This is a genomic window from Solwaraspora sp. WMMD1047, from assembly GCF_029626155.1.
In the GTDB taxonomy this organism is placed as follows: domain Bacteria; phylum Actinomycetota; class Actinomycetes; order Mycobacteriales; family Micromonosporaceae; genus WMMD1047.
This window is the reverse complement of the sequence record NZ_JARUBL010000001.1, coordinates 6093641-6112801: the sequence shown is the minus strand read 5'-3', so window position 1 is coordinate 6112801 and position 19161 is coordinate 6093641. Positions and strand designations below refer to the sequence as shown.

Sequence of the window (19161 nt, the reverse complement as noted above, 5' to 3'; positions counted from 1 at the left end):
CCATCGTCCGCAACCGACACAGGGGGAGCCTTGACCAGCCAGCCCGAGCCCGCACCGCCCGGTGCGCCGCAGGCCAGCCAGATAACGAAACCGCTGCGCGAGCTCGCCGCCCTGGTGCTGCTGGGAGCGAACGCCCTGCTGCTCTTCGTCGGGATGATCAACCTGTTCATCCCGTACTCGGACACCAGCACGTTCACCCAGCGGGCCGCCGGCGGCTTCTTCGACTTCCTCGGCCTCGACGCGATACTGCTGCCGTTCCTGGCGGTGCTGCTGGCCACCCACATCTCGCCGCCGGTCGGGCGGGCCAAGCTGATCACCATGATCGCGTTGATCGAGTACGCGGTCTCGGTGTTCTTCGGTGTGATCGCGATGCTCGGCTGGCTGTTCAACCGGATGGCCGAGGGCGAGTTCCGGGACGCCTTCACCGGCCTGCTGGTGCGGGTCGCCTTCCTGGCGATCTTCGCGGTGGCCGCGTTCGCGGTGTTCAAGCTCTGGCGAACCCTCTACTACGTGCCGAAGCCGAAGCCCCAGCCGGGCGTCTACGGTCACCCCCAGCCCTACGGCCAGCCCGGCTACCCGCCGGCCGGCTACGGCCAGCCGGGCCAGTACGGCCAGCCGGGTGGCTACGGCCAGTACGGCCAGCCCGGCGGCTACGGCCAGCCCGGCCAGCCAGGTCAGCCCTACGGCCAGCCGGGCCAGTTCGGCCAGCCGGGATACCCGGCCCCGCCGACCTCGGCCCCGCCGACCTCCGGCCCGCCCGCTTCCGGTCCGCCGTTCCAGGGGGCGCCGTCCTCGGCGCCACCCGCCTCGGCCTACCCTGCCCCGGCGTACCCTGCTTCGGCCCCGCCGACCTCGGCGCCGCCCGGGTCGCCGTCGTACCCGGTGCCGGAGTACTCGGTGACCCCGACGTCCGAGCCGGTCGACCCGTACCCGGTCTCACCGGCCTCCGCCCCGCCGGCTCCGGACCGGGCGCCGGACCAGGACCGGGCGTCGACTCCGGCCGACGCCCCGGCGCCGTCCGACCAGACCCAGGTCATCTCGGGTGCGCCCCCGGCCGGTGAACCGGATGCCGAGGGAGGCTCGGCGGGGGAACCGACCGAGCGGACCCAGGTGATCCCCCGCCCCGGTTCGACCGGCGACGTATCCCCGGCCGCCGGGACGCCGGAGGCGACCGAACGGACCCAGTTGATCAATCCGGCCAGCCAGCAGCCGTCCGCCGGCGGCCGACCGCCGGCCCCCGAGATCGGCGACGACCCGACCGAGCCGCACCAGCGCTGATCGGCCCCGGGGCGGAACCGTGGCCACCCGGCCCGGTCCCGCCCCGGCGCGCCGCCTCGGCTCCGTTCGATCGTGTGAGCGGGGCCACGCGGTAAGGACCGCGCTACGGCCTAGGCTGCACAGGTGGCTGATCGCATCGAGACCCCGCCGACCACCGCGAGCATCCGCCGCGCCCTGCGCCGGGCCGCGGACGGCCGGGCGCTCGACGCCGACGAGGCGGTTGCCCTGCTCGCCGCCCGCGGCGAGCTGCTCGGGGAGCTGCTCGCCATCGCGGGCTCGGTCCGCGACGCCGGGCTGCGGGAGGCGGGCCGGCCGGGGGTGGTCACCTTCTCCAAGAAGGTCTTCATCCCGCTCACCCGGCTCTGCCAGGACCGCTGCCACTACTGCACCTTCGCCACCGTGCCGCATCGGCTGCCGGCCGCCTACCTGGACCGGGACGAGGTTCTGGCGATCGCCCGCGCGGGCGCGGCGCAGGGCTGCAAGGAGGCGCTCTTCACGCTGGGGGACCGGCCGGAGCGGCGCTGGCCGGCGGCCCGGCAGTGGCTCGACGAGCGCGGCTACGAGTCCACGGTGGACTATCTGCGGGCCAGTGCGGTGGCGGTGCTGGAGGAGACCGGCCTGCTTCCGCACCTGAACCCGGGGGTGCTGAGCTGGGCGGAGTTGCAGCGGCTCAAGCCGGTGGCGCCGAGCATGGGCATGATGCTGGAGACCACCGCGACCCGGCTCTGGTCGGAGCCGGGCGGGCCGCACCACGGTTCGCCGGACAAGGAGCCGGCGGTCCGGCTGCGGGTCCTCGACGACGCGGGCCGGGTGAACGTGCCGTTCACCACCGGCATCCTGATCGGCATCGGGGAGACCCCGGCCGAACGGGTCGACTCGATCTTCGCGATCCGGCGGGCCCACCGGGAGTACGGCCACATCCAGGAAGTCATCGTGCAGAACTTCCGCGCCAAGCCGGACACCGCGATGCGCCAGATGCCCGACGCGGAGCTGCACGACCTGGCCGCCACGGTGGCGGTGACCCGGATCCTGCTCGGCCCCCGGGCCCGGGTGCAGGCCCCGCCGAACCTGATCGCCGGCGAGTACGACCTCCTGCTGTCCGCCGGCATCGACGACTGGGGCGGGGTCTCCCCGGTCACCCCGGACCACGTGAACCCGGAGCGCCCGTGGCCGGCGCTCGACGATCTGGCCAGCCGTTCTTCGGCGGCCGGCTTCACGCTGCGGGAACGGCTGACGGTCTATCCCGAGTACGTCCGGCGCCCCGATCCGTGGCTCGATCCGCGCCTCGCCCCGCACCTGGCGGCGCTGGCCGATCCGGCGACCGGGCTGGCCGTCGAGAGCGCGATCGCGGTCGGCCGGCCGTGGCAGGAGCCGGACGAGGCGTTCGTGCCGGGCGGCCGGACGGACCTGCACGAGACCATCGACACCACCGGCCGCACCACGGACCGCCGGGGCGACTTCGACAGCGTGTACGGCGACTGGGCGGAACTGGCCACCCGGCTCCCGACCGACGCCCCGACAACTGCCCCGGCCGACGGGGGCGGGTCGGGGTCGGTCGGAGCCGGGCCCGGCGGCGTCTCGGGACCCGGACCCGGCGGTGGGTCCGGTGGGCGCCCCGGCCCGGCGCCCGGCAGTGACCTGCTGGCCGGGCTGCGGCTGGCGGCCGACGATCCGGCCGCGTTGCTGGAGCCCCGCCACGAGGCCGCCGCGTTGGCGCTCTTCGCGGCCGACGGCGCGGCGCTGGACGAGCTCTGCCGGCTCGCCGACGACGCCCGTCGCGCGGCGGTGGGCGACGACATCACGTACGTGGTGAACCGCAACATCAACTTCAGCAACGTCTGCTACGTGGGCTGCCGGTTCTGCGCCTTCGCCCAGCGGGAGCGGGACGCCGACGCGTTCCGGCTCTCCGTCGAGCAGGTCGCCGACCGGGCCGAGCAGGCGTGGCAGGCGGGCGCCACCGAGGTCTGCATGCAGGGCGGCATCGACCCGAAGCTGCCGGTGACGGCGTACGCGGATCTGGTGCGCGCGGTGAAGGCCCGGGTGCCGGGCATGCACGTGCATGCCTTCTCGCCGATGGAGATCGTCACCGCGGCGGCGAAGGCCGGGGTCGGGGTGCGCGACTGGCTGACCCTGCTGCGCGACGCCGGCCTGGACACCATTCCGGGCACCGCGGCGGAGATCCTCGACGACGAGGTGCGGTGGGTGCTGACCAAGGGCAAACTGCCGGCCGCCGCCTGGGTCGAGGTGGTGAGCACGGCGCACGAGCTGGGCATCCGGTCCAGCTCCACGATGATGTACGGCCACGTCGACCATCCGCGCCAGTGGCTCGGCCACTTCCGGGTGCTGGCCGGCATCCAGGACCGCACCGGCGGGTTCACCGAGTTCGTGGCGTTGCCGTTCGTGCACACCAACGCGCCGATCTACCTGGCCGGCATCGCCCGGCCCGGCCCGACCTGGCGGGAGAACCGGGTGGTGCACGCGATGGCCCGGCTGCTGCTGTTCGGCCGGATCGACAACATCCAGTGCTCCTGGGTGAAGCTCGGTGACGAGGGCACCGTCCAGATGCTGCGCGGCGGCTGCAACGACCTGGGCGGCACCCTGATGGAGGAGACCATCTCCCGGATGGCCGGCTCGGAGAACGGCTCCGCGCGGACCGAGGAGCAGCTCCGCGAGCTGGCGGCGGCGGCCGGGCGGCCGGCCCGGCGGCGGACCACCGCGTACGGCCATCTGGGTTGAGCCGGTCGGCGTGGTAGCCGGCGGCCCGGGTCGGTCCTGAGCGTTTCTCGCCGGCCGGCGAACCACCCCGTGGTGTCGTGCGTATAGACCAGTACCGACCACGGACCGGGCCCAGGACCGCGGCGGTCGGAGTCCCTTCACGACAGAGTGGGACGGCTTCGCCGTCCCACGGGAAAGGCTGCCCATGAGAAGCGAGTACCGGGGTCGGTCGCGACCCAAGGTCTCCCGCCGGCAGGTACTGACCATCGCCGCGAGCGCCGGGGTCGGCGCCGCCGCGGTCGGCGTGACCGGCCTGTCGTTCGCCACCGACGGCCTGGTCGGCGGCGGGGGCGCCGGGGACGGCCAGCCCATCGTGGTGCACCTGCGGGACGCGGCCTCGGGCACTCTGGACATCTTCGTCGGTGAGGCCCGCATCGAGGTGAAGGACCGCGACCTGGCGGCCCGCCTGCAGAAGGCGGCCGCCCGCAAGCGCTGAGCCCAGTTCTTCCTAGTCTTGTGAGGTAGGTTCGCCATGTCTTCGCACCGCGAGGCACCGGAGATATCCAAGGACCCGGTCGCCGACAGCACCGATCTGTACGCCTTCGTCAGCCCGGACCGTCCCGACACGGTCACGCTGATCGCCAACTACCTGCCGTTCCAGCTGCCGTCCGGTGGGCCGAACTTCTTCGAGTTCGGCGACGACGTGCTCTATGAGATCCACATCGACACGGACGGTGACGGTCATCCCAACCTGACCTACCAGTTCCGCTTCGAAACGAAGATCACGAACGAGAACACGTTCCTCTACAACACCGGTCCGATCGACTCGCTCGACAGCGAGAACTGGAACCGCAAGCAGTTCTACAGCGTGACGAAGGTGGAGGCGAGCGGGCGGGCGCAGACCCTGGCCCGCAACATCCCCTGCCCGCCGTCGAACGTGGGTCCACTGTCCACACCGGACTACGCCGCGCTGGCGCAGCAGGCGACGGTGAAGCTCAAGAGCGGGGAGCGGGTCTTCGCCGGGCAGCGGGCGGAGGGCTTCTTCGTCGATCTCGGCTCGATCTTCGACCTGGGCACGCTGCGCCCGTTCCAGCAGCTGCACGTGGCGGGGAAGAACATCTTCGCCGAGGCCGACGACGGGGTGAACGCCACCGACCGGATGAACGTGCAGAGCATCGCGCTGCAGATCCCGCTGGACCACCTGCGCCGGCCGAGCACCTCGTACGGGGTGAAGGACCAGCGGTCGGTGATCGGGGTCTGGACCAGCGCGGGCCGCCGGCAGGTCCGGGTGTTGCAGGGCGCCAAGAACTCCGACGTGTACGTCGGCCCGTTCGCGCAGGTGTCCCGGCTCGGCAACCCGTTGTTCAACGAGGTGATCGTGCCGATGTCGCAGAAGGACCTGTGGAACACGCTGTCGCCGGCCGAGGACAAGCGGTTCGCCGGGTTCGTGGAGCAGCCGGAGATGGCGGCGCTGCTGCCGGCGCTCTATCCCGACGTGTTCCCGAGGCTGGAGAAGCTGGTGAAGGCGAAGACGCCCCGGGCGGACCTGGTGGCGATCCTGCTCACCGGCATCCCCGCCGGGCTGATCGACGGCTTCCAGAACAACACCGGCGACGTGCAGTCCGACATGCTCCGGCTGAACACCGCCATCCCGCCCGCCAAGCGGCCGAACCGGTTCGGCGTGCTCGGCGGTGACCTGGCCGGCTATCCGAACGGGCGGCGGGTCACCGACGACGTGGTGACCATCTCGCTGCGGGCCATCGCCGGGCTCACCTTCCCGCTGATCGACGCGAAGTTCACCCCGGACGACGCGGCCGGCGCCGTCGAGCAGGGACTCAGCGCGGCCGACGTGACCGCGCCGTTCCTCAAGCGGTTCCCCTATCTCGGGGTGCCCTACGACGGCTTCAACAACCCGGTCTGAGGGGGCGGCGATGCATCAGCACACCCATGAGGCGTCGGTCACCGGCAGTGTGGTGCTGGAACTCGGTGGCGACACCGGCGCACTGATCATCTACACCGGCCGGGAGTGGCACGGCCGGGAGATCGACATCAGCCCGGTGGAGCCGGCGGGTGCGGCGCGTACCCATTCGGCCGTCCGGGAGCGGCGGGTACGCGACGGCGTCTTCTTCAGCGCGGTGTACCCGGAGCTGCCGGCGGGCACGTACACGGTCTGGGCTGATCCGGTTACGCCGGTAGGCGAGGTGACCGTCCTCGGCGGCGTGGTGGTGGAGTTCGCCTGGCCGGGCCGGCCGGGATGACAGTGGCGGCAACATTTGTCCTATTTAGGCGATAAGCTTGTTTTAACCCTTTCTGCATAGAGCATCAACCTGTGCCCTGTCCGCCGTCGCGGGCAGGGCACGGTCGCGTCTGTGGGCGGCCGGGAGCGGTCAGGTGGTGGGGGTGGGGGCGACCAACTAACGTGGACACCACCAAGATCAGTGATCTTGCGGAGAGGCGGCGCCACGCCGAATTCCACGGCGACTCGCCGGACGACGCGTTACCCCTGCCGGGCCTGAATCGATAGGGCAGGTTGCGAGACCGGACGGGTTCGTGAGTCGTCCAGGAGCGCGGAGAGGATGGCCCCATCTATCAGGTTTGTCTTGACGGCGCACGCATTACACGCGTGTAATTTCAGTGGGGTCGTTCGAACGGACCGGGCAAAAGGCCCGCCTAACGGACAAAACACGCCTTCCGCGTGGGGGGTTACACCGGCTAGCTGTCGGTGGACGTAAAGGAGGCAATGCATGGACGGCCAGCTCGAGGTGGCCGACCTGCTCGGCAACGCACCGGAGTGGCAGGAGCGGGCGCTCTGCTCGCAGACCGACCCGGAGGCGTTCTTTCCCGAGAAGGGCGGCTCGACCCGCGAGGCGAAGCGGATCTGCTCCCGCTGCGAGGTCAAGGTCGAGTGCCTGGAGTACGCACTCGGCCACGACGAGCGGTTCGGCATCTGGGGTGGACTCTCCGAACGGGAACGGCGCAAGCTGAAGCGCCGGGTCGCCTGACGGTGCCTTCTGCGGCGATCGGGGCCGGCTGGGCCGGGTGGTCGGGGGGCCGCCCGCCCAGAGGGCCGGGGAACGGGCGAGGCCGGCCGGACCGGGCCTGCGGCCGGAGAGGTCAGGCGAGTTCGTCCGGGTCCACGCCGAGCAGATTGGCCACCTGCTCGATGATCACGTCGTGGACCAGGTCCGCCAGATCCTCCCGGTCCATCGCCCGGAACTCCAACGGCCGGCGGTAGAGCACGATCCGGGGCGGCACCTCCTGCTGTCCCGGCCGGCCGGGGAGCAGCCGGGCCAACGGCACCTCGCCGTCCTCCAGGACGTCGGAGTCGTAGACGTTCAGATCCGGCGGCACGTCCTCGACCGCGAACTCGACGCCGGCCAGCTCCTTGGCGAACCGCCGCTCCAGGGTCTCGACCGTGTCCAGCACGAGGTCGTCGAAAATCTCCGATTTGGTCCGCGCCAGCGGCACCGTCGCCGGCACCAGCCGGCCACGCAGGCCGCGTCCGTGCCGGTCCCGGCGGGTGCGGCGGCCGGCGCCCGGCCGGCGGTGCTCCGGACTGGTCATCTGCAACCCCGATTCGCCGCCCCGATCCACTACCTCAGGGTAGACCCGACCGGGCGCCGGCCTGTCGGTGGTCGCGGGTCGTGTCGGACCACAGCCAGCCGGGTGTCGGACCCACCACCGGCCGGATTGTGATCACTACTGTCGGCGTGTCGGATCCGCATCCGTGGCCGGGAAGCCGGTAATGGAGATACCGTGCCGCCGTGAGGTCCCCACGGCGTTGCTCCCGTAACGGCTGCCCCCGCTTGGCCGTCGCAACGCTGACCTATGTCTACAACGAGTCGACCGCCGTCGTCGGCCCGTTGGCGGCCTTCGCCGAGCCGCACACCTACGACCTCTGCGAGCCGCACGCCCGGAGTCTGACCGCTCCCCGGGGCTGGGACGTGGTCCGGCACGAGGGCGAGTTCGACCCGCCGCCGCCGACCACCGACGACCTGGTCGCCCTCGCCGAGGCCGTCCGCGAGGCGGCCCGCCCGGTGCAGCGCACCGAGGATATCGACCCCGATCAGCACGGCAACCCGCAGACCGGCCGCCGCGGCCACCTGCGTGTCATCCCGCCTTCCCACTGATCACCCCCAGTCCCGCAGGCCAGCCCGCATCCCCCAGTCCCGCAGGCCAGCCCGCATCCCCCAGCCCCGCAGGCCAGCCCCGCACCCCCCAGCCCCGCGGGCCCCAGCCCTCGCATCCCTGGGACCCACCCCCGGAACCCCCGGGGCCCCACCCCTGGCACTGCCGGGCGCCCCGCCCCCGGCGCCCCCGGGCCCCGCCTTCCCCAGCAGGCCCCGGGCATCCGCACGACCGTCTCCATGGTCGTCGCGACCTCCCTGAGCGGCCGTCATGCAGTCATCATCCGGTTCTCGATGTGATTATCGTGCGGCTTCCTCTACGGTTCTTGAGCGCGCCAAGACGGGCCGGTGGCCCCGTCGAACACGATGCGTTACGTATAGGTCGGCAATATCGCGATGCGCATTATGCCTCTCCGTCATAATTATTCCACCGAGTCATAATGCGTGAACGGTGTCTGGCGTCCGGGTCCTAAGTGGCGGTGGCCAGGCCACCCTGAGCTGTGGTTTCCTGCGGCGCCTGGAGAGTCGGGCGCGAAGCGTGTGGGCTCCCGGCGCGTGGCAGGGCGGGGCCGATCGCGGGCCGGTGTCCGGCAGTGTCGGTCAGCGCCGGGACGGAACAAGGGCATTTCAAAGGCATTAGGCGTACGCGGAAATTGTCCTTGATTGTTCCGGCCCTCTGCTGTGGACTGGTTTCACATCCGAAGGGGGAGTCGAATGAACGAGGCATTGCGAATCGCCATCGCGCAGGCCGGGGAAACTGCCGAATCGCTGGCGCTACGGGTGAACGTCGATCCGAAGACGGTGGGCCGATGGGTGAGCGAAGATCGCATCCCGCATCCGCGCAGCCGGGCGGCGGTCGCCAAGGCCCTCGGCCGGGACCCGGCCGAGTTCTGGCCCGCGCCGTTCCGGCGGCGCACCGGCTGGTTCCGGCCCTGGCAGCAGATCGAGGCCCAGGCCACCGCACTGCGTTCCTATCAGCCGCTGGCCGTCCCGGGCCTGCTGCAGACCGAGGAGTACGCCCGCGAGATGCTGCGGGTCGGTGCCGTGCACACCCCCGACGAGGTGGAGGCGATCCTCGCCGACCGGCTGGCCCGGCAGTCGATCCTGGCCCGCGACCGGCCGCCGTACCTGGTTGCCGTCATGGACGAGGTGGTGCTGCGGCGGCTGCTCGGCGACCGGACGGTGATGCGCGACCAGGCGCTGCACCTGATCGAGATCGCCCGCCGCCACCCGCACGTCCAGATCCGGGTGATCCCCTCGACGGTCCCCTGGCACACCGGCCTGTCGGGTTCGTTCGTCCTGGCCCGGCTGGCCGACGCCACCGAGCTGGCCTATGTGGACGGCCAGTTGCGCGGCGACATCTACGCCGACCCGGCCGACATTGCCACCCTCGGCCGGCGGTGGGACAGTATCTGCGGGGAGTCCCTCACCCGGCAGGCGTCCCTCGATCTGATCGAAGAGGTGGCTAGGACATGGAGCTGACCGGCGCCCGGTGGCGCACCGCCACCCGGAGCACGAACAATGGCGGAGACTGCGTCGAGGTGGCGGACAACCTGCCCGGCCGGGTCCTGGTCCGCGACTCCAAGGACCGCACCACCGCCACCCTCACCTTCACCCCCACCGCCTGGCGCGCCTTCATCACCGGCGCAAAGCACTCGGCGGACCAGTCGTAGACGCTGCGGTAGCCGACGGCCGGTCTGCCCTCGCGGAGGATCAGGTCACCCTGCTTCGACGCCGCTCCAACTCGGCACGCACCTCGTCCGCCGAGAACGTGTCACCGGCCGCGAAATCCGCTCGCGACCGGCGGAGGTCGGCGATGGCCTCGTCGTCGGAGAGCAGATCGAGCGTTTCCCGCATCGACTCGCACTCGGTCAACCTCGACCTTGGCGCGGCCTCGCCGGATCGGTCGGCCAGCAGTGCGTCGATCTCGTTGGGATTGACGCCGAAGGATTCCATGCCGCACAGTGTCCCGCACTACCATTCGCCAGCTTGGGACGGCTGCCTGGAAGTCCAGCGTCGGGCGGGGGCCGGGCCGGGGTCCGCGTCAGTCGCCGGAATCGCCGCCGAAATCCGTGCCGGAACCTCCCCCGAAGTCCTGACCCGCATCGCCCGCCAGCGGATCTCCGAGCTCGCCACCCGGTGCCGGCCTCCAGGGCGGGAGCAGGCTGCGTCCGTTGAGCCGGAGGTAGGTCACCGACGCAATCCCGAGGCAGACCAGCCCGGCCACCGGAAAGATGATCCACCGCCAGGCGGTGCTTTCCGCCACACCCAGCCCGGTCGCTGCCCGGCCCAGGGGAATGGCCACCAACCAACCGAGCACCAGGCCCACGGGACTCAGGACGAACAGTGCTCCCGGTAGGCGTGCGACCACTACATCGAACGCCCCCTCAAGGTCCTCGCCGATGATCCTGGCAACGATGGTGAGGAATACCATCGCCAGCAACGTGAGCACGGGCACGGCCACCACCACCCAGGTTGTCGCGGTGAGATACGCCGAGTCGTCATCGGGAAGCCCGAACAGCATGCCGCAGGCAAACATGAAGAGGGCACCGTACATAGCCATCAGGACCATTGCCCAGATAGGCATCAAGGGCATGAAGATGCGGTCGAACAGGTCGTCGTCCGCTGCCCGCCGTTTCCTAGGCATCGTCGTCTCCGGTCCAGCGTCAGGTGGCGGCTGGGGCTGGGGCCGGGCCGGGGACGTTGATGTTGCCGCCCTCGGGGACGGGCAGGAACGTCGGACAGCCCTTGGCGGTCTCGCTGACCAGGCACCGCTGCATGGCGTCGTAGAGGACGTAGCCGTACGGGCCGAGCACCGCGACGAGCTTGCGGATCTGCTTCAGCTTCTCGTCGACCGTGGCGTTCTGCTCGATCACCGCCTGCCGCTCGGTGATCGCCACCTGCACGGCCGCCAGCCCGTCGACCAGTTCCTGGCGCGGCGTCGGCTTCTGCAAGGTCAGGTTGAAGTCGAGGAAGTACGCCTTGCCGCCGGTGGTGGCCTTCACGGAGTTGCCCAGGCTGGCGTTGATCGCCGACTCGAACGAGGCCCGGGTCTGCGGGTCGTTGTAGAGGGCCAGCCAGTCGTACTTCTGCGCCTCGGTGGTAAGCGCCTTGTTCAGCGGCTGGCCGATATAGAAGCGCAGCAGTTCGAGCCAGTTGTCGGTGTACCTGCCGTCGTCGTCGAGGATCGGCTGGAACTTGAGCCCGATCTCCTCGTGGAACTCGCGCAGCATCCCGCCGTCGGGCTCACACGACGTGTCCAGGTGGAAGGTCAGACCTCCAGACACCGACAGTTCCTGGTTGTCCTTCGAGACCACCGTGTAGGGCGGCACCTCCGCGTCGTCGTTGCCGCTGAAGTCGAAGGTCCGCTGGCCGGCGGGATAGGTGAAGTACTTCTCGCCCGGCCCGTCCCAGGTGCGGTTGTTCTCCGTTACGCACTCCTGGTAGGTGGTGCTGGAAAAGGCGCCCGCGTCGTAGTGCAGCGACACCTGGTCCGACTCGGTGCTGACCGTGCTGCACCCGGTCACCAGCACCAGCAACGCCCCGATCCCCACGGTGATCCCCAGTCGGCGCATTCTTGCCTCCATCCGTCGTCTCCCCGCTCCGACGGTAGAAATCGGGGTCAATGTCCAGCCCGAGCCGGGCGGCGGCGGCCCCCGTCGTTCGGGTGGCGGGCGCACCGTACGCACGGCCCCCGCCCGGCCGCTGATAGCCGGATTCCGGCCGTTGACCAGCGCCGGCATAGTGGGAGACGGCGGTGGATCATGGTCGGCCGCCGGCCGCGTCCACCGACCCCCTCGGAGCTTGCCCGTGGTGCCAGCCGAGTCCCCAACGCAGACTTCCGACCCGATCTCCAGCCCGATCTCCGACCTGATCGGGGCGCTCGACGACGGTGACGAGCGGCCGCTGCGGCAGTGGCTGGCCGACCGGCTCATCGCGCCCGCCGGCCCCCTCGACGAGCAGCACCTGCGGCGCATCGACGGACTGCCGCTGTGGAACGCCGAGGAGAACCGGCTCACCGGCCAGGCGCCCGTCCTGGAATCCGTCCAGCGCCTGCTGGCCACCGCCGCCACCGTCCCCGACGCCGCGCCGCTGTTCGTGCTCTACCTCAAGCACTGGTGCGACGAGGCATGGGAGAGCGCCTGGTACGTCGAACCGGTGCTCAACGTGATGCGGCACGCCGGGCGGTGCTGGGCCGGGCTGGCCGGCTCGGCCAAGCCGGCCGACCCGGAGCTGACCGGCCTGGCGGTGCGCCTGCTGGAGGTCCTCGACGGCGAGATGGCCACCTTCAACGCCGGCAGCTGCGGATCACTCGCCGAGTGGGGACGGCTCGCCTCGCGTACCGCCGAACTGGCCTCGGCGCTCGAGGCCGACGCCGCCGCGTTCACCGAGACCCCGGTCGGCGCCGCGATCGCTGGCCAGGCCGGCGACGACGCCGCCTACTACCGGGCGCTGGCCGGCGGGGCCTATGCCGTACACCGGCACTTCGCCGGCCCGCCCGCGGACCCGGCGGCCGACGACGGTGCGGCCAGCGACGGTGCGGCCAGCGACGGTGCGGTCGGCGGGAGTGCTGCTGAGCTGGCGCGGGCGGTGGCGGCGCTGCGGGCGGCGGAGGAGCGGCTACCCGACGGGGTGGCCCGCAGCGAACTGCGGGCCCACCGGTACAACGTCGAGGCGCTGGCCGCCGCCGCCGACCGGCCGTGGCTGCGGCTGGACCACGGCAAGGTCGTCTACCTCTATCCGTTCGGGCTCTACGCCGACACCTCCGGCGACCGGGACAACGGAGTACCCGACACCCGCGATCTCGACGCGGTACCCGACTTCGCCGAGCAGATGGTCGACGCGGCCTGCCGCACCGCCCACCGGTGGACCGTCGCCGGCTGGCGGATCGCCGACCAGCCGCACCTGGTGGTGGAGGAGTTGCTGCTCGACGACATCTGGAAGGGCGACGACCCGCTCGGCCGGCAGTACAGCGGGATGGCGGTCGCCCTGCCCGACCTGACCACCACCGACGTGGACCGGCCCGGCGCCGCACCGGCGACCATCCGGGCCGAGCTGCGCCTGTCCCGGCTCGGCAACCACTACCTGCGGCTGGAATGCGAGCTCTCCGAGGCGACCCCACCCGAGGTGTACGCGGCCATGCTGCGCGCCGCGCCCGAATTCGGCGACCTCGTGCAACTCGGCACCCCGCTGCGCCCGGCGGACGACCCGGCCGGCTCCGACCGAGCCTGGCGGCGCCTCTCCGACTTCGCCACCGAGGTGATCGGCGACGCCGCCGGGCAGCTCGCCACCCACTCCGGACTTGAGGTACGCGCCAGCGTCCGGCCCGGCATGTACCACGTTCTGGTCTCGGTGGACCGGGGCGCGCTGGTGCCGACGGACGGCGGCGACCCGGTGCCGACCGCCACCGCGTACGACGCGGCCGGCGCGATCGGCGCCCAGCAGCTCTGCCACCCGGTCCGGCACGGCTTCAGCTCGCTGGCCGAGTGGCTGCGCTACCCGGTGCAGCCGGGCACGCTGCCGGTGGTCGACGTGCCGGAGTTCGCCGGCGACCTGCTGCTGCGGACCTGCAACACCACCCTGGTGGTCACCCCCGGCACCCCGGACTACATGCTCGGCACCATCGAGGAGACGGCCGAGTTCGTGGCCAGCCTGGACGGGATGTTCGCCGGCTGGCAGGACCAGGTGGCCGAGTACTACTCCGACGTCAAGCGCCACCTCGCCCGGATGGTGGCCCGGCTGGAGCAGGGCGAGTCACCCCCCGACCCGGCCGACCTCGCCTCGGCGGCGTACGAGCGGGACACCCGGGAACTGGTCGAGATGCAGGGCCGACTGGAGGCCCAGCAACTGCGGCTGCACCAGTTCGTGATGGCCAGCCGGCTCAGCCTGATGTTCGTCACCTCACCCGCCCTGGTCACCTCGCCGGTGGTGCGCACCACCATCGACAAGCTGCTGGAGGCGGCGAAGTTCGACGCCCTGCGCCGCGACTTCGAAGGCATGATCGACCAGGTGCTCGGCGACCGGATCGGCACCCTGGTCGACGCCTCGGTCCGCCGCCAGCAGGAGCGCAACGACGCGATGGCGCGGGCGTTGCGCGAGGAGGCGGCCCGGGAGGCCGACCGGGTCCGGCGCGAGGAGGAGCACCAGGCCCGGCTGCGGGCCGAACGGGAACGGATCGCCGACCAGCAGCGGGAGATCCGGGAACGGTCCAACCGGCGGCGCAACGATGTCCTGCTCGGCGGCATCGCCGCGGTCGGTCTCTCCGGCGTGATGCAGATCGTGCAGGCCGGCTACAGCCTGGAGAACCTCGCCGCGGCGTTGCTCGCCGTGCTCGTCCTGGTCGCCGCCATCGGATTCAGCTGGGTGCTCGCGCTGATCCATCCGGACCGGACCTACGCTGTTGCCGAACGCCGGAAGGAGTCAGCCCCGGCGGTCGGATCGGCCGGACGAGGGGACGCGTAACCAGCGTGAGGATTGTCGAGCTTGCCGTCGGCGAACTGGCCGACCGGGTCTTCCACGAGGTGCTGGCGCCGGCCTTCCCGCCGGCCGAGCTGGTCACCCTCGACGAGTTCCAGGCCGGGCTGCGCGACGGCGGGATGGAGGGCTCGGCGGTCCTCGGCGACGACGACCGGGTGCTCGGCGCCGCTGTCGGCGAATGGTCACCGGCCAGCCGGGTGCTGCTGCTCGGCTACCTGGCCGTCACGGCCGGCTCCCGGGCCGGCGGGATCGGCTCCCGGCTGCACCTGCACCAGCTCGACCGGTGGCGGGCGAAGTACCGGCCGTGCCTGATGCTCGCCGAGGTCGAACGGCCGGACGCCCACCAGGCCAGCGAGGCGTACGGCGACCCGACCGCCCGGCTGCGCTTCTACGGCCGGCACGGGGCGCGGGCGCTGGATCTGCCGTATTTCCAGCCGGCGCTAGGCGGCGGCCGGCCCCGGGTGCCGGGGATGCTGCTGCTCGCCCTGCACGTCGATACCGAGCTGGCCGGGCCGGGCGGACCGGAGACGGTGGCCGCCGAGCCGGTGCGGACCTACCTGACCGAGTACCTGACCCTGACCGAGGGGCAGGTCGCCGACGACCCTGCCACCGTCGCGATGCTGGCGCCCCTGGACCACCCCGACGGGGTACGCCTGCTGCCCGTCGACCGCTACGCCGAGATCCCGGCCAGCTCCTGACCGGTCGCGCTGGCCGGTCTCGCTCGCCGGGCCGCTGACCGGTCCGGCCCGCGGGATCGCCGGCCGGCCGGCGGGCCTGGTCGGGCGGGCATTTGTCGGTGGTCGGGTCGATACTGGCCGGCGGATGCGACGACGCCATCGGACCGGAGGATTGACCATGACAGTGTTGCTCGCGATCGGCACCGCCAAGGGCCTGTTCCTGGCCACCAGCACCGACGACCGGGTCAGTTGGCAGCTGAGCGGGCCGCACTTCCCGATGACCGCCGTCTACGCGGTCGGGATCGACCGCCGCCGGGCCACCCCCCGGCTGCTGGCCAGCACCACCAGCTCGCACTTCGGCCCGAGCGTGGCCACCAGCGACGACCTGGGCGCCTCCTGGCGGGAGCCGGAGTCGGCGCCGGTGGCGTTCCCGGTCGACACCGACGCCAGCCTGGGCCGGGTCTGGCAGTTCGCCCCCGGCCCGGCGTCCGAGCCGGACGTCGTCTACGCCGGCACCGAACCCTCCGCCCTGTTCCGGTCCACCGATGGCGGCATCACCTACGAACTGGTCCGGGCGCTCTGGGACCACCCGCACCGTCCGGAGTGGGGCGCCGGCTACGGCGGCCAGGCGATCCACACCGTGCTGCCGCACCCCGACGACCCGGCCCGGCTCCTGGTCGCGATGTCCTCCGGCGGGGTCTACCGGACCGCCGACGGCGGCGCGACCTGGACCCCCGGCAACACCGGCATCCGGGCCTACTTCCTGCCGGACGAGTGGCCCGAGTTCGGCCAGTGCGTGCACAAGGTGGCCCGCGACCCGGCCGACCCCGAGCGGCTGTACGCCCAGAACCACCACGGCGTCTACCGCTCCGACGACGGCGGCGAGCGGTGGTCCTCGATCGCCGACGGCCTGCCGGCCGACTTCGGGTTCCCGATGGTGGCCCACCCGCACCGGTCCGGGGTGATCTACAACTTCCCGCTGGTCGCCGACGGCGAGCGCTTCCCGCCGGACCGCCGGTGCCGGGTCTATCGCTCCACCGACGCGGGAACCAGCTGGGAGGCCCTGAGCAAGGGTCTGCCGGCCGAGCCGTTCTACCCGGCGGTGCTGCGGGACGCGATGTCGGTCGACGACGCGCCGACCGCCGGGGTCTACTTCGGCACCCGGTCCGGCGAGGTCTACGCCAGCCGGGACGAGGGCGACTCCTGGTCCCAGGTGGCCGCCCACCTGCCGGACGTGCTCTGCGTGCGGGCCGCGGTGGTGTGAGGTGGTGACCGTACTCGTGCCCAGCGCGTTGCGACCCGACGCGGCCGGGCAGAGCCGGCTGCCGATCGCCGCCGACGGTGACCTGCGGGCGGTGCTGGACGAGGTCGCCGACCGGTGGCCGCGACTCGCCCGGCGGATCCGCGACGAGCGCGGCGAGCTGCGCCGCTACGTCAACGTCTACGTCGACGGGGAGGACTGCCGCCGCCACGGCGGCCTCGCCGCGCCCGTCCCGGCGGGCGCGGAGGTGCAGGTGCTCCCGTCGATCGCCGGCGGCTGACCCGGCCCGGCCCGGATCCCGACTAGGCTCCCGGGTGTGGAACCAGTCCCGTTCTACGTCGCCGGTGAGCCGACCAGCAGCGACGACGTGGCCGTCGTGCGGCACCCGTACGACGGCCGGGAGATCGGGCGGACCAGCCTGGCCACCCCCGATCAGGTGGAGCGTGCGGTGGCCGCCGCCGCGGCGGTCGCCGCCGAGGCCGCCGCGACCCCGGCGCACGTACGGGCTGGTGCGCTCGACCACGTCGCCCGCCGGCTCACCGAGCGGGCCGACGAGGTCGCTCACCTGATCACCGCCGAGAGCGGCAAGCCGCTGAAGTGGTCGCGGGTCGAGGCAGCCCGGGCGGCCAGCACCTTCCGGTGGGCGGCCGAGGAGGCCCGCCGGTTCTCCGGCGAGCTGCAGCGGCTCGACACCGAACCGGCGTCGACCGGCCGGCTGGCCCTGGTCCGCCGGGTGCCGAAGGGGCCGGTGCTCGGCATCACACCGTTCAACTTCCCGCTCAACCTGGTCGCCCACAAGGTCGCCCCGGCGCTCGCGGTGGGCGCGCCGATCGTGGTCAAACCGGCGCCCACCACCCCGCTGACCGCGCTGCTGCTCGGCGAGCTGCTGGCCGAGGCGACCGCGCCGGGCGGCAGCCTGCCGGGTGGTGGCCTGCCGGGCGATGGCCTGCCGGCCGGGATGTTCTCGGTGCTCCCGCTGCCGAACGATCGGGCCGCCGCGCTTGTCGACGACCCGCGACTGCCGGTGGTCTCGTTCACCGGGTCCGGGCCGGTCGGCGCCGCCATCCGGCGGTCCGCGCCGGACAAGCACGTCACTCTGGAACTCGGCGGCAACGCCGCCGCGGTGATCTGCTCCGACTGGGCCGCCGACGAGGAACTCACCTGGGCCGCCCGGCGGATCGCCACCTTCGGCAACTACCAGGCCGGGCAGAGCTGCATCGCGGTGCAGCGGGTGTTCGTACACGAATGGCTCTTCGACGGGTTCCTGCCCAGGCTGGTGGAGGCGGTGACGCAGCTCTGCACCGGCGACCCGTTCGACGAGACGACCGACGTCGGCCCGCTCATCGACGTCGCCGCCGCGGAACGCGTCGAGCACTGGGTGGACGAGGCGGTGCGGGCCGGCGCGACAGTGGTCACCGGCGGTCGCCGCGACGGCGCGTCCTACCTGCCGACGGTGCTCACCGGGGTGCCGGCCGACGCCCGGGTCCGGACCGAGGAGGTGTTCGGACCGGTGCTGGTGGTCGAGTCGGTCGCCGACGAACCGGCCGCCTTCGCCGCCGTCAACGACTCCGTGTACGGCCTGCAGGCGGGGGTCTTCACCCACAACCTGAAGACCGCCTTCGAGGCCGATCGGACGCTGCGGGTCGGTGGGGTGATCATCGGCGACGTCCCGTCCTACCGGGCCGACCAGATGCCCTACGGCGGGATGAAGGGCAGCGGGGTGGGCCGGGAGGGGCTGCGCAGCGCGATGGACGACTACACCGAGCCCCGGGTGCTGGTCCTGACCGGGATCGAGCTCTAGGCGGTGCGGGGGGTGCGGATGCGGCGGACGGCCACGGCCGGGGTCCTGCTCGTCGGTCTGGTCGGCGCCGGCGTGCTGGTGGCCGGGGCCCCGGCGGCGGCGCAGGAGGATCAGGTCCGGCTGCGGGTGTCGAGCGGGTTCACCGCCGGCGGCCGGGCCGGTACGGCAAACCTCGCCGCGAACCGGCGCGGGCCGGGCTGCGTGGCGGTGCGGACCGAGCTCTCGATCGGGCTGCCCGGGCTGACGCCCGACCAGGTGCTGGTGCAGGTGGACGCGGGGGGCGGAGAGCGGCGCACGGTCGACGTGGTCAGCGGCGGTGACGGACTGGTGGTCGCCCGGCGGATCGTGCCGGACCGGGCCGAGTTGTGTCCACGCCGCGGGGTCGCGGTCCGGTACCGGGTGACCTTCCTGGCCACCGCGCCGGCCGGTCGGGCGGCCTTCGTCGGCGAGGTGTTTACGGCGGGCGGCCGGTCGCTCGGCGCGGACACCGACCAGGCCAGGGTCGCTTCCCGCAACGGCCCGGCGAGCCCGACCCGCTCGGCCACCCCGACCCCGACCCCGACGCCGAGCCCGACCTCGGAGCCGACGGAACCGGGCGGGGATGAGCCGACGCCGGCCACCTCGCCGGTGGCCGGCGGGGTGGCCGGACCGGTCGCCGAGGAGTCCGGCTGGTTCGGCCTGAGCACCGTGGTGATGCTCTTCGGGTTGGTCCTGGTCGGGGTCGGCGCGGCGCTGATCGTGCTGCTGGTCCGCCGGGGACGGCCCCGCGACGACGGGGCGACCCAGGTCCTGCCGCGCGTGCCGCGCTGAGCGGCGCTGCCGTGG

The 19161-nt window shown here is 72.3% G+C and carries 19 protein-coding genes; 15 read left to right on the top strand and 4 right to left on the bottom strand.

Features of this window, described 5'->3' with window-relative positions; all coding sequences use genetic code 11:
• Positions 1-30 precede the first annotated feature (30 nt).
• From O7627_RS27935 to O7627_RS27910, 6 genes are all read left to right on the top strand, one after another.
• Positions 31-1278 (top strand): hypothetical protein, encoded by a 1248-nt coding sequence (locus tag O7627_RS27935; protein ID WP_278096441.1) that lies wholly within the window; start codon positions 31-33, stop codon positions 1276-1278.
• A 123-nt stretch (positions 1279-1401) separates the two neighbouring features.
• The gene (locus O7627_RS27930; RefSeq protein WP_278096440.1) at positions 1402-4014 is read left to right on the top strand and encodes a bifunctional FO biosynthesis protein CofGH; all 2613 of its coding nucleotides are present in this window, start codon (positions 1402-1404) and stop codon (positions 4012-4014) included.
• Positions 4015-4198: 184 nt separating this feature from the next.
• Positions 4199-4489: a hypothetical protein gene (locus O7627_RS27925; protein WP_278096439.1), complete on the top strand. Its 291-nt coding sequence runs from the start codon at positions 4199-4201 to the stop codon at positions 4487-4489.
• A 36-nt stretch (positions 4490-4525) separates the two neighbouring features.
• A complete protein-coding gene (locus O7627_RS27920; protein WP_278096438.1) occupies positions 4526-5914 on the top strand; it encodes a DUF4331 domain-containing protein in 1389 nt (462 codons plus the stop codon).
• Between the two features lie 10 nt (positions 5915-5924).
• Complete coding sequence (locus O7627_RS27915) at positions 5925-6251, top strand: phospholipase (RefSeq protein WP_278096437.1); 327 nt, start codon at positions 5925-5927, stop codon at positions 6249-6251.
• Positions 6252-6737: 486 nt separating this feature from the next.
• Entirely contained in the window at positions 6738-6995 is a 258-nt protein-coding gene (locus O7627_RS27910) for a WhiB family transcriptional regulator (RefSeq protein WP_278096436.1), read from the top strand.
• Between the two features lie 112 nt (positions 6996-7107).
• Here the strand turns inward: O7627_RS27910 and O7627_RS27905 are convergent, their stop codons facing one another.
• The gene (locus O7627_RS27905) at positions 7108-7557 is read right to left on the bottom strand and encodes a metallopeptidase family protein (RefSeq protein ID WP_278096435.1); all 450 of its coding nucleotides are present in this window, start codon (positions 7555-7557) and stop codon (positions 7108-7110) included.
• Positions 7558-7757: 200 nt separating this feature from the next.
• Here O7627_RS27905 and O7627_RS27900 point away from each other — a divergent pair, with 200 nt between their 5' ends.
• The 3 genes from O7627_RS27900 (at position 7758) to O7627_RS27890 (ending at position 9793) form a co-directional block, all read left to right on the top strand.
• On the top strand, positions 7758-8123 hold the full coding sequence (locus O7627_RS27900; protein WP_278096434.1) for a DUF3499 domain-containing protein: 366 nt from the start codon (positions 7758-7760) through the stop codon (positions 8121-8123).
• A 711-nt stretch (positions 8124-8834) separates the two neighbouring features.
• Positions 8835-9602 carry a Scr1 family TA system antitoxin-like transcriptional regulator gene (locus O7627_RS27895; RefSeq protein ID WP_278096433.1) on the top strand — a complete coding sequence of 256 codons (768 nt, stop codon included), beginning with the start codon at positions 8835-8837 and terminating at the stop codon, positions 9600-9602.
• A complete protein-coding gene (locus O7627_RS27890; protein ID WP_278096432.1) occupies positions 9593-9793 on the top strand; it encodes a DUF397 domain-containing protein in 201 nt (66 codons plus the stop codon). Before O7627_RS27895 ends, O7627_RS27890 begins: the two co-directional genes overlap by 10 nt.
• Positions 9794-9833: 40 nt before the next feature.
• Here O7627_RS27890 and O7627_RS27885 read toward each other — a convergent pair whose 3' ends face one another.
• From O7627_RS27885 to O7627_RS27875, 3 genes are all read right to left on the bottom strand, one after another.
• Positions 9834-10076 carry a hypothetical protein gene (locus tag O7627_RS27885; protein ID WP_278096431.1) on the bottom strand — a complete coding sequence of 81 codons (243 nt, stop codon included), beginning with the start codon at positions 10074-10076 and terminating at the stop codon, positions 9834-9836.
• Between the two features lie 88 nt (positions 10077-10164).
• On the bottom strand, positions 10165-10767 hold the full coding sequence (locus O7627_RS27880) for a hypothetical protein (protein ID WP_278096430.1): 603 nt from the start codon (positions 10765-10767) through the stop codon (positions 10165-10167).
• A 19-nt stretch (positions 10768-10786) separates the two neighbouring features.
• On the bottom strand, positions 10787-11695 hold the full coding sequence (locus O7627_RS27875; protein WP_278096429.1) for an SPFH domain-containing protein: 909 nt from the start codon (positions 11693-11695) through the stop codon (positions 10787-10789).
• Between the two features lie 238 nt (positions 11696-11933).
• Here O7627_RS27875 and O7627_RS27870 point away from each other — a divergent pair, with 238 nt between their 5' ends.
• From O7627_RS27870 to O7627_RS27845, 6 genes are all read left to right on the top strand, one after another.
• Positions 11934-14582: a hypothetical protein gene (locus O7627_RS27870; protein WP_278096428.1), complete on the top strand. Its 2649-nt coding sequence runs from the start codon at positions 11934-11936 to the stop codon at positions 14580-14582.
• A gap of 5 nt (positions 14583-14587) precedes the next feature.
• Positions 14588-15295 (top strand): hypothetical protein, encoded by a 708-nt coding sequence (locus tag O7627_RS27865; protein WP_278096427.1) that lies wholly within the window; start codon positions 14588-14590, stop codon positions 15293-15295.
• 157 nt (positions 15296-15452) lie between these two features.
• Positions 15453-16538: a sialidase family protein gene (locus tag O7627_RS27860; protein ID WP_278096426.1), complete on the top strand. Its 1086-nt coding sequence runs from the start codon at positions 15453-15455 to the stop codon at positions 16536-16538.
• Between the two features lie 4 nt (positions 16539-16542).
• Entirely contained in the window at positions 16543-16815 is a 273-nt protein-coding gene (locus tag O7627_RS27855) for a MoaD/ThiS family protein (RefSeq protein ID WP_278096425.1), read from the top strand.
• Positions 16816-16851: 36 nt separating this feature from the next.
• Positions 16852-18336: an aldehyde dehydrogenase family protein gene (locus O7627_RS27850; RefSeq protein WP_278096424.1), complete on the top strand. Its 1485-nt coding sequence runs from the start codon at positions 16852-16854 to the stop codon at positions 18334-18336.
• 18 nt (positions 18337-18354) lie between these two features.
• Entirely contained in the window at positions 18355-19146 is a 792-nt protein-coding gene (locus O7627_RS27845) for a hypothetical protein (protein ID WP_278096423.1), read from the top strand.
• The last annotated feature ends 15 nt before the right edge of the window (positions 19147-19161 follow it).